General features: G+C 69.2%; 10 protein-coding genes. 4 read left to right on the forward strand and 6 right to left on the reverse strand.

The window, feature by feature from the left end; genetic code table 11:
- The first annotated feature begins 183 nt into the window (after positions 1 to 183).
- The gene (locus ABT053_RS09215) at positions 184 to 1,443 is read left to right on the forward strand and encodes a M50 family metallopeptidase (RefSeq protein WP_502991715.1); all 1,260 of its coding nucleotides are present in this window, start codon (positions 184 to 186) and stop codon (positions 1,441 to 1,443) included.
- A 92-nt stretch (positions 1,444 to 1,535) separates the two neighbouring features.
- Positions 1,536 to 2,057, forward strand: coding sequence for a MarR family winged helix-turn-helix transcriptional regulator (locus ABT053_RS09220; RefSeq protein WP_350968390.1), 522 nt, complete (start codon positions 1,536 to 1,538; stop codon positions 2,055 to 2,057).
- Between the two features lie 153 nt (positions 2,058 to 2,210).
- Here the strand turns inward: ABT053_RS09220 and ABT053_RS09225 are convergent, their stop codons facing one another.
- Positions 2,211 to 2,717: a DinB family protein gene (locus ABT053_RS09225; protein WP_350968391.1), complete on the reverse strand. Its 507-nt coding sequence runs from the start codon at positions 2,715 to 2,717 to the stop codon at positions 2,211 to 2,213.
- A 765-nt stretch (positions 2,718 to 3,482) separates the two neighbouring features.
- On the opposite strand from ABT053_RS09225, the gene ABT053_RS09230 reads away from it, so the two are divergent.
- Both ABT053_RS09230 and ABT053_RS09235 read left to right on the forward strand, forming a co-directional pair.
- Positions 3,483 to 4,601, forward strand: coding sequence for an FAD-dependent oxidoreductase (locus ABT053_RS09230; RefSeq protein ID WP_350968392.1), 1,119 nt, complete (start codon positions 3,483 to 3,485; stop codon positions 4,599 to 4,601).
- Between the two features lie 34 nt (positions 4,602 to 4,635).
- Positions 4,636 to 5,454: a L,D-transpeptidase family protein gene (locus ABT053_RS09235; RefSeq protein WP_350968393.1), complete on the forward strand. Its 819-nt coding sequence runs from the start codon at positions 4,636 to 4,638 to the stop codon at positions 5,452 to 5,454.
- On the opposite strand, the gene ABT053_RS09240 is transcribed toward ABT053_RS09235, so the two are convergent.
- The 5 genes from ABT053_RS09240 to ABT053_RS09260 all read right to left on the reverse strand — a co-directional run bounded on the left by ABT053_RS09240 (position 5,436) and on the right by ABT053_RS09260 (position 8,923).
- Positions 5,436 to 5,837 (reverse strand): hypothetical protein, encoded by a 402-nt coding sequence (locus tag ABT053_RS09240; RefSeq protein WP_350968395.1) that lies wholly within the window; start codon positions 5,835 to 5,837, stop codon positions 5,436 to 5,438. The genes ABT053_RS09235 and ABT053_RS09240 overlap by 19 nt on opposite strands.
- The gene (locus tag ABT053_RS09245) at positions 5,837 to 6,571 is read right to left on the reverse strand and encodes a hypothetical protein (protein WP_350968396.1); all 735 of its coding nucleotides are present in this window, start codon (positions 6,569 to 6,571) and stop codon (positions 5,837 to 5,839) included. Before ABT053_RS09245 ends, ABT053_RS09240 begins: the two co-directional genes overlap by 1 nt.
- A 2-nt stretch (positions 6,572 to 6,573) precedes the next feature.
- Positions 6,574 to 6,897, reverse strand: a complete 324-nt coding sequence (locus ABT053_RS09250) for a hypothetical protein (protein WP_350968397.1) — start codon at positions 6,895 to 6,897, stop codon at positions 6,574 to 6,576.
- 72 nt (positions 6,898 to 6,969) lie between these two features.
- The gene (locus ABT053_RS09255; RefSeq protein ID WP_350968398.1) at positions 6,970 to 7,953 is read right to left on the reverse strand and encodes a hypothetical protein; all 984 of its coding nucleotides are present in this window, start codon (positions 7,951 to 7,953) and stop codon (positions 6,970 to 6,972) included.
- Between the two features lie 352 nt (positions 7,954 to 8,305).
- Positions 8,306 to 8,923, reverse strand: coding sequence for a hypothetical protein (locus ABT053_RS09260; protein ID WP_350968399.1), 618 nt, complete (start codon positions 8,921 to 8,923; stop codon positions 8,306 to 8,308).
- Between the last annotated feature and the right edge of the window lie 88 nt (positions 8,924 to 9,011).

Below are 9,011 nucleotides of genomic sequence, written 5' to 3' on the forward strand. Positions count from 1 at the left end.
TGACAAAGGACCTTCAAGCGGCCGGATCGGGAGAGAGGCCGGGAACGTCACTTCTCGCGGCGGCGTGCGGGCCGGATACTTGGGCTAACCTCTTATGGGGCATTGTCGGTGATACCGCGATGGGGGTATGAACCTGTGAGCTGGCTCTCCGTGGTCGGGGTCATCGTCTTTCTCGTGGGACTGATGGTTTCGATCGGGTTGCACGAGATCGGCCACCTGGTGCCGGCCAAGTTGTTCGGCGTCAAGGTCACCCAGTACATGGTCGGCTTCGGCCCGACGATGTGGTCGCGCCGCAGGGGCGACACCGAGTACGGCATCAAGTGGCTCCCGCTCGGCGGCTACATCCGCATGATCGGCATGCTGCCGCCCCGGCCCACCGACGCCCCCGGCAAGGTGCGCTCGGTCTCCACGGGCCCCTGGCAGGGCCTGATCGAGAACGCGCGCGACGTGGCCCTGGAGGACGTCCGGCCGGGCGACGAGGACCGGGTGTTCTACCGCAAGCCCTGGTGGCAGAAGGTCATCATCATGTCCGGCGGCCCGGCGATGAACTTCGTGCTCGCGTTCATCCTGTTCGGCGTCGTGCTCATGGGATTCGGCGTCCCCACCCAGAAGACCGAGATCGCCTCGATCCCGCAGTGCGTGAAGACCGCCGCCGACTACGCCAAGAACCCCGAGTGCACCGCGGCCGACAAGCCCAGCCCGGCCAGCGTGGCGGGGCTGAGGCCGGGAGACGTCATCGTGTCCGTGGCGGGAAAGCCCGCCACGAGCTGGGACGCCGCGACGCGGGCCATCCGCGACCACGGCGCGGGCCCGATCGCGATCGGCATCCGGCGGGCCGGTCAGGAGATGACCGTCAACGCCGGCCTCATCGCCCAGGACCGCGAGTCGCTGGACGAGCCGGGCAAGATCGAAAAGGGTGTCGGATACCTCGGGGTGAGCCCGAAGATCGTCATCGAGCAGCAGAGCTTCGGCGCCGTGGCCGCGCACATGGGGGATCTCACCTCGGCCACCGCGGCCTCGCTGCTCAGGTTCCCCGAGAAGATGGTGGGCGTCTGGCACGCCGCCTTCTCCGGGGACGAGCGCGACAGGAACGGCCCGATCGGCGTCATCGGCGTCAGCCGCATCGGCGGTGAGATCGCCGCCGCCGCGATCCCGCTGGAAAACAAGATCGTCGTCTTCATCAACCTGCTGGCGGGCTTCAACCTGGCGATCGGCCTGTTCAACCTGATCCCGCTGCTTCCCCTGGACGGCGGCCACGTCGCGGGCGGCCTGTGGGAGGGGCTCAAGCGCGGCTTCGCCCGCGTCGCCCGCCGCCCCGCGCCGGGACACGTCGACATCGCCAAGGCGCTCCCGCTCACCTACGCGATCGCCTTCCTGATGATCATCATGGCGGGCCTGCTGATGTACGCCGACCTGGTCAACCCGGTCCGCCTGTCCGGCTGACCGTCTCCCGTTTACTGCCCGGGTGTCCCGCACGGGCCGTCGCGGGGGCCGGGGCACGCGGCGCACACGCCCGCAGGGGTTAAGGTGACGCCGTGAACGAGGGAACACCCGGAGCGGTGATCGACGTCGCCCTGTTCCGGTTACGCCGGATCTGGTCGCGGCCACTGCGCGCGCGCAGGGCCGGGGAGCCGCAGCGGCCGGTCCACATGTCGAACGTGATGGTCGTGCACGCCGTGCACAAGCTGAGCCTGGACGTGCCCGAGGTGACCGTGGGCGCCGTCGCCGAGCAGCTGGGCGTCGACCCCTCCACGGCGAGCAGGCTGGTCAACGACGCGGCCGGCGCCGGGTTCGTGGAGCGCGAGGAGTCGGCCGTGGACGCCAGGCGGGCCCGGCTCGTGCCGAGCGAGCGGGGCCGCCGCGTGCTGGAGGTGGTGGTCCGCCACCGGCGCGTCTACCTGGACGGCCTGATGGCCGACTGGGACGAGCCGGACCGCGAGGTCTTCGCCCGGCTGCTCGACCGTTTCGCCGAGGCCGCCATCGCCCGCCCGGCGAACCTGGCCAACCTCGACAGGGTGATCGCCGAGACACTCGTGGAGACCTCCGCCCCGGGCTGACCGGCTGCCGGCCCGTCCTCCACGGGACCCGCCGGTCTCCGCGCGTGCCGGCTCTGCTGGAGGCGTACGTCGTCTGTGCGAGGCGTATGTCGTCTGTGCGAGGCGTATGTCGTCTGTGCGCGCCGGGGAGGACGCACGTCCCGCCGGTCGGCGCTACTCGCCGGTGACTCCGTCGATGCGCTGGCGGATGATGTCGGCGTGGCCGTTGTGCCGGGCGTACTCCTCGATCATGTGGACGAGGATCCAGCGCAGCGAGACGTCACTGCCGTGGCGTTGCGTCTTTCCCACGGTGTCCATGGGCAGGCCGGCGGACAGCTCGCGCGCGTGCCCGACCTCGCCCCGCCAGCGGGCGAACGCCTGCTCCGCCGTGCTCGTCTCCAGGGTGTCGAAGTCGCCGTCGGGGTCGTCGTCGGAATAGTAGAACGGGGCGGCGCCCTCGCCGCCGAGGACGTTGCGGAACCAGTTGCGCTCCACCTCGGCCATGTGGCGGACCAGGCCCAGCAGGGAGAGCGTGGACGGCTCGGCGGAACGCAGGCGAAGCTGCTCGTCCGAGAGCCCTGCGCACTTCACGGCCAGGGTCTCCCGGTGCCAGTCCAGCCAGGAGTGCAGCATGGCGCTCTCGTCGGCGATGAAGGCGGGGTCAACGCGGGTGTCGGTCATGACGCAATCCTGTCGGCGCGCGGGACCGCTGTCATATCCTTTTCCTCCCGTTATGAGGATGAGGCGGCCGGGCTCCTCTCCCCGGCGGTCGTCCCTCCGGGGGGCGTCCCTCTACGGCGGTCGTCCCTCCGGGAGCGTCCCTCTACGGCAGTCGTCTCTCCACAGCGGTCGTCCCTCTGTGGCGATCGTCGCGGACGACGGGAGAGCCCGGGCCCGGACGGAGGCGCGTGCCTCCTCCCGGACGCCGGAGCGCCGGGGGCACGCACGCGTCGGTATATGTCAGTACTGCTCAGTGTTCAGTCACCACGTTCCACAACAACTGAGACTCGGCCGTATACCTGCCCTCAACAATCCCACCGAGGGCATATAGGCGAGTCCGCAGAGCAAAGCAGGCAATTCACCCCGCCATGACCCCGGCCGGACCGCCGCGAGGACCCGGGCTCGACTAAGGAGGTGTCAATATTCGCCCGGGTCGATCGGTGGATTGGTGATGAAAATCGGGCACGCGGCCAAAGGCTTGTCATCGGATGATTCAGGTCGAGTGCGGCTTTTCCGCGTTCGATCCAGATTGTTTCCCCGGCGGGTAATGGTTTCCCATCGGCCCGCGGCCGGTCCTCTCCCGTGTCGTGTTCGCCGCCATTCCGGGATTCACCGGTGTCCCGATTTACTGTGGAAGGGTTTCGGTGTTCGTCGTGACGGCCTCCCGCGGCCGGTCGCGCCGGAAAGTGATCGAGCTGGATGGATCCGGAAAGAAGGCGTTCCCAGGTGCGCGCGAATTCAGAGAAGATACTTGTCGTCGGGGCCGGGGTGAGCGGGTTGACCACCGCGCTGTGCCTGGCCAGGGAAGGGTTTCGCGTCACCGTCGTCGCGGAGCGGTTCGCGCCCGACATCGTCTCGGTCGTCGCGGGCGCGCTGTGGGAGTGGCCCCCGGCGGTGTGCGGATACCACCACGACCAGATCTCCCTCGCCCGCTCCAAGGACTGGTGCGTCACCTCGTACGAGATGTTCGAGAAGCTCGCCCGCGCGAAGGTTCCCGGGGTGGCCATGCGGAGGTCCAACTTCTACTTCAAGCACCCCGTCGAGGAGAGCCCGCACGACCTCCACAAGATGCGGGAGCTCGCCGGGAAGGTGCGCGGCTTCGTGCGCGACCGATCGCTCGCCGAGCGCAACGGCATCAGCCCAGGCTACGGCGTGGTCGACGCGTACTCGCACATGGCGCCCATGATCGACACCGACCGGTACATGGCGTGGCTGATGCGGCAGGTCAAGATCCTCGGGGTGCGGGTCGAGCGCTACCGGGTCGAGGGGCTGCTCGCCGAGCGCAGGGCCGAGCTCCTCGACCGCTTCGGCGCCGAGGTGATCGTCTGCTGCGCGGGTCTCGGCACCGCCGGGCTGCGCGGCATCGGCATGTACCCGCTGCGCGGCGCGCTGGTACGGGTCCGCAACGACGGGCTGCGCGGGCGCCGGATCCGCGAGGCCCACTGCGTCTCCCACGACGAGCGGAACAAGGACGAGCAGGACATCGTCTTCATCGTGCCGCGCAATCCGGGACTCCTCGTTCTCGGCGGGCTGGCGGAAAAGGACGAGTGGGACACCGGAATCAACCTGGAGAACCACGGGCCCGTACGGGAGATGTACGAGCGGTGCCTGGCCTTCATGCCCGCGCTGAGACACGCCAGACTGGATCCCGACGAGCCGGTAAGGGCGGGGCTGCGGCCGTTCCGGAACGAGAACGTCTGTCTTGAGTGGGACGACGAAGAAAAGGTCGTCTACAACTTCGCGCACGGCGGAGCCGGTTTCAGCTTTTCCTGGGGATGCGCCCAGGAGGCCGTCGGCCTGGTGCGCGCGGCGATAGAGGATCGCGCGTACTCGTATTCCTTCTAGCGGATTTCTCCAGAGAGCGGATAGGCGTCAGAAAATGCGGAGAACCATTACGTGCCTCCTGATCGCGAGCTCGGCCCTCGCGCTCACCGCGTGCCTGCCATTCGGTGTCGCGAACACCGGTGTCGTGTCGTCGCGGCATTCCGGGACACCCGTTCCCCTTCCGCCCGGGCGCCCTCCCGCGCCCCGCGCCGAGCACACCCCGCTGTCGCGGTTCCCCCTCCTTCGTCCCGGCGACAGGGGGCCCCAGGTCCAGGAGGTCCACCGGCGCCTCGACCGGCTGGGATTCGGCCCGGGGGAGGCCCGCGACGAGTACCACCCCGCGCTGCGCGCGGCCGTGTGGGCCTTCCAGAAGGCGAACGGGCTGCCCCCCGCCGACCAGATCGACCCGCGCACCTGGCGGGCGCTCTCCCGCCCGGCGCGACTCAAGCCGCTGGTGTCGTACGGGGAGCCCACGAGGGTGGAGATCGACCTGCGCCGCCAGCTGCTCACCGCGTGGAAGGACGGCAGGCCCGAGCTGGTCTCCCACATCTCGACCGGCAACGGCGAGCACTACTGCAAGAAGGGGAACTGCGGGGTCGCCGTCACGCCCACCGGCGACTTCCGCGCCTGGTTCCGGACGCCCGGCTGGACGAGCGGGCCGCTGGGCGACCAGTTCTACACCATCTACTTCAACGAGGGCATCGGCTTCCACGGCTCGGAGCGGGTGCCGCGGCATCCCGCGTCCCACGGGTGCATCCGGGTCCCGCTCCACAACGCCAAGGCGCTCTACGACATGACCCCGACGGGGACCGCGGTCTACGTCCGCCGTCCGGAGGCCCCCGCCCCTCGCGGTGCTCAGAGCCCGGCGAGATAGTTCCCGAGCATCAGCGGGGGACGTGCCGCGAGCAGGAGGAGGAGCCCCAGGAAGAACATCGGCCAGGCTCCGCCGCCCTGGAGGGCGGCGGTGCCGAGGGCGGCGGCCACGCCGACCGTCCAGGCGGCGAAGGCGAGCACGGGAAGGGCGGGCACGGCCCAGTCCCGGTCGAGCAGGGCGGCTCCCGAGGCGACGACCAGGAGCAGGGAACCGAGGGCCGTCACCGCGCCGGCCACGAACAGCGGGGCGACGTCGCCCGGCGGCCCGGTGACCCCCAGGACGACGACGACCGAGGCCAGCGCGCCGGTGACGAGGAAACGCGCGAAGCACAGGGCGACGTAGCGGCGGGCTACCCGGCGGTCGGGCGGGTGGCGCTGGAGCATCAGTAGGCGACCACGCCCGAGGGGGGCCACTTGCCGGCGGGGAGGTTGTCGTTGCCGTTGTTCTGGATGCGGAAGGTGGTGGCCGCGTCGGACATGACGCCGATCGCTATCCCGGCGGCGACGCCGACCGCCACGAGGAAGGCGCCGATGCATCCGGCGCCGTAGAGCAGGGCCGGAATCGTGCCGGCGATGCTGACGACACCGATGCAGGCCGCGACGATGGCCCCGATGAGCGTGGCGAGCGCGGCACCGCACGCGATCCAGAACCCGATGATCGCCCAGCGGCAGTTGTTGAGCGCCTTGCCGACCTCCAGCACGGTGCCGGCGTACTGCTTCAGGGCCAGGGTCTGCGGGGCGTCGGGCTTGAGGACCTTCTTGTACGCCTCGGCCGCGTCACCCTTCCACTTGTCGTCCACCTTCATGTAGGTCTCGGTGAACTTGCCGGCCTGGGCGCTGACCGTACCCTGGACGCTTTCGTTGAAGACCTTTCCCGCGTCGTTCAGGCGGCCGGGGTCTCCCGGTTCCGCGAAGAAGACCTCGAGCTCCTTCCATATCTTCTTGGACAACTCGACGATCTTGTCCCAGGCGGCGACGATCGGTTTGGCCGCCTCGGAGAGCCAGCCGGGGATCTTGGCCAGGACCTGGTCGACGCATTGCCTCAGGCGTTCGAGCTGCCGGTTCAGTTCGCGGAGCTGGTCCCAGAACTCGCCCGGGGGCCACTCGACTACGGCCATGGTTAGAAGGTCCACCCTTTCTTGATGTTGTCGACGAGCTCCTGGTTGGTCTTCTCGGTGCCTTCGTAGGCGGAGATGACCGCCTGGAGCTTGTCTTCGACGTCCTGAAAGATCTTGTCGGCCTGTTCGGCCAGGCTCCTGAGAGTGTCGTTCAACGTCGCGTAGGTCGTGTCCGCGTCCGCCTTGTAGCCCAGATAGCCGAAGGCGGTCCGCAGGTCCTTGAGGCCGGCGACGGTCCGCGCCGCCTGGTTCATGGCCTCGGCGGCCTCCTGCCAGGCCGCGAGGTCCTTGCGCATCTCGGCCAGGCGGGCTTCCAGCTCACTCATGCTCTTCGCCTCTCGTCAGCGGTCGTCGGCGGTCGTCGGCGGTCGTCGGCGGTCGTCAGCGGGGGAGTCTCGTCAGCGGGAGAATCCGATGTGCCTGGCGAGTTCCTGGAACTCCCGGGTGACCTCGGCCAGCCGCCGCATGCCGGGTGACGAGGCGAGGGCGTCGGCGGCGACCGAACCGGTTCCGATGAGCGGGTTCGCGGCCTCGAACGCGGTCTGGATCTCCTCTCCGACGCGTGACTGGTCGGCGCCCTTGAGCCAGTTCCGGTGGATGCCGACGGCCGTGACCGCCCCGTTCGCGACCGTGAGGGTCACCCGGCCCTTCTCGCTCCTCACCTCGGTTCCGGCCGGTTCCGCGGGCGTCCCCTCGGCGTTGACGGCTCGCATGCTGTCGGCGAACTCGGCGAAGAGCTGGCCGGAGACACGGATCGCCTGGTCGGCGTCGAAATCGGCGGGCGGGACAGGTGTGACGGGCGGCATCGGCGGGGGCGCCGCGGCCGGCCCGGCGGCCGGGTGGCCGGCGCCGGAGACGAGCGAGGTGAACCGGGCGAGAGTGGCGTTGGAGATCGCCTCCAGGACCGCGCCCTCCAGGGTTTCCGGGGTGAGGGTCTTTCGCCACGACCGGAGGAACGCCATGTTCTCCAGCCGTCCGCCGTTGCCGACCGTGACCTCGACGGTGCCCGATCCGTCCCTGCCCGTGAAGAGGGCCACGCTGTCGAGAGCGCCCTGAAGCGTGGTGGTGAACCCCTGCAGCTCGGTCATGAGCTCCTGCATGCCCTCGAACAGCTCGAAGGGGTTGAACGGGGGCGCCTGCTCCCCGGGCGCCGTACCGGGCGAGGATCGCCTTCCGGCCTCCGCCCCGAGATCTGCTTGGGCGGTGGCGCTCTTCTCGCGCCCGTCTCCTTGCTCGTCCACGGTCGCCTCGCCCGGCCGGGCGTTCCGGGTGGCGGCGGCGGTCATCCGTCTGGCGATCTCCTCGGCGGATGTGGTGGCGAATGGTGTACTCGCGTTCAGCAGGTCGTCCAGCGAGCTTGGCCTGCCATCGGCGTTCTGCACGTACGATCCCCATTTCAACGCACGAAAACGGTACGAAGATCACGATCGGTTGACCAGATACCCTATAGGAATTCGATTCCCGCCAGCCGTCGATCACCCAATGCCGTCGCGTGCGTCTCTTTCGTCCGCCGACGATGGGACGTGGTGTTCCAGTACGTCGAGATCTGATCCGGGTCGGCGACCGACCTGAGGTGATCTTCTAGAAGGCATTCCGAGCTCGGCTTTTGGCGTTAACCGGTTCTCATCGTTTCGTGCTGCCTTTCGTGCCCGTGTGCCCTGGATGCGCCTGCCCTCGTAGATCCGGGTGGTCCTGGACGAGCGCATCGGCTGGCGGAACCTCCAGTGCCCGAGACTACGAAACGCCTCCGAGATACCTTCCGTTTCCGTGATCACTGTCCGGCGACGGCTCCGCGGCACCGTCACCGGACGTCGCGACCAGCCGATCCGCCAGTTCTTCACGCTCGTAGCTCCGGAAGACCTTGTCCAGCTGGTGAATCAGGAGCCGGCGGTGTTCCGGTCCCAGCCCGGCCAGGAAGAGCTCGACGAGCTCGGCCACGGACGTCTTCCCCGTCCCCGGCATGCTCGGCCGCGTGCCGGGGTCGCCGGAGATCAGGTTGACGGCCTTCTCGAACTCATCCCCGTGTTTCACCAGTTCCATCAGCTTTTTGGGGTCCGATTGGAGCCACCACAGCCGGGCGATGGAGCTGTCCCGCAACATCGTGTCCCGCAGGGCCGTCAGCCGGGTGACCTCGGCCTGCTGCGCCATTCGATGCCGTTCGGTGTCCAGCTCTCTCGCCATCTGCTCACGGGCGAACTCGACCGCCTCGGCCTCGACGCCGAGTACCGCACGTGCCCGGCGGAAGTAGGGATGGGTCTCGACACGGCCCAGCGCCAGGTTGACCGCGCTCTCCGCCTCCTCCCGGTGGAGCACCGAGAACGGCGTGGGCGGCGGGCGGGGGGGCCCCCCCACGCCGGTGCCCCACCCGGGGCAGGGTTGGGGGGGGGCGTGCAATAGCCGGGGGCAGGGCCCCGGGGGGGGGGTTGGCGGCCCGGAAAAC

It is taken from the genome of Streptosporangium sp. NPDC002524, from assembly GCF_040295985.1.
Taxonomy (GTDB): Bacteria; Actinomycetota; Actinomycetes; order Streptosporangiales; family Streptosporangiaceae; genus Streptosporangium.

Bases quoted from the DNA above. Each gene is read 5' to 3' on its own strand.
- ABT053_RS09250 (WP_350968397.1), bottom strand. From the start codon at position 6,897: ATGAGTGAGCTGGAAGCCCGCCTGGCCGAGATGCGCAAGGACCTCGCG.
- ABT053_RS09225 (WP_350968391.1), bottom strand. From the start codon at position 2,717: ATGACCGACACCCGCGTTGACCCCGCCTTCATCGCCGACGAGAGCGCC.
- ABT053_RS09215 (WP_502991715.1), top strand. From the start codon at position 184: ATGGTTTCGATCGGGTTGCACGAGATCGGCCACCTGGTGCCGGCCAAG.
- ABT053_RS09240 (WP_350968395.1), bottom strand. From the start codon at position 5,837: ATGCTCCAGCGCCACCCGCCCGACCGCCGGGTAGCCCGCCGCTACGTC.
- ABT053_RS09245 (WP_350968396.1), bottom strand. From the start codon at position 6,571: ATGGCCGTAGTCGAGTGGCCCCCGGGCGAGTTCTGGGACCAGCTCCGC.
- ABT053_RS09235 (WP_350968393.1), top strand. From the start codon at position 4,636: ATGCGGAGAACCATTACGTGCCTCCTGATCGCGAGCTCGGCCCTCGCG.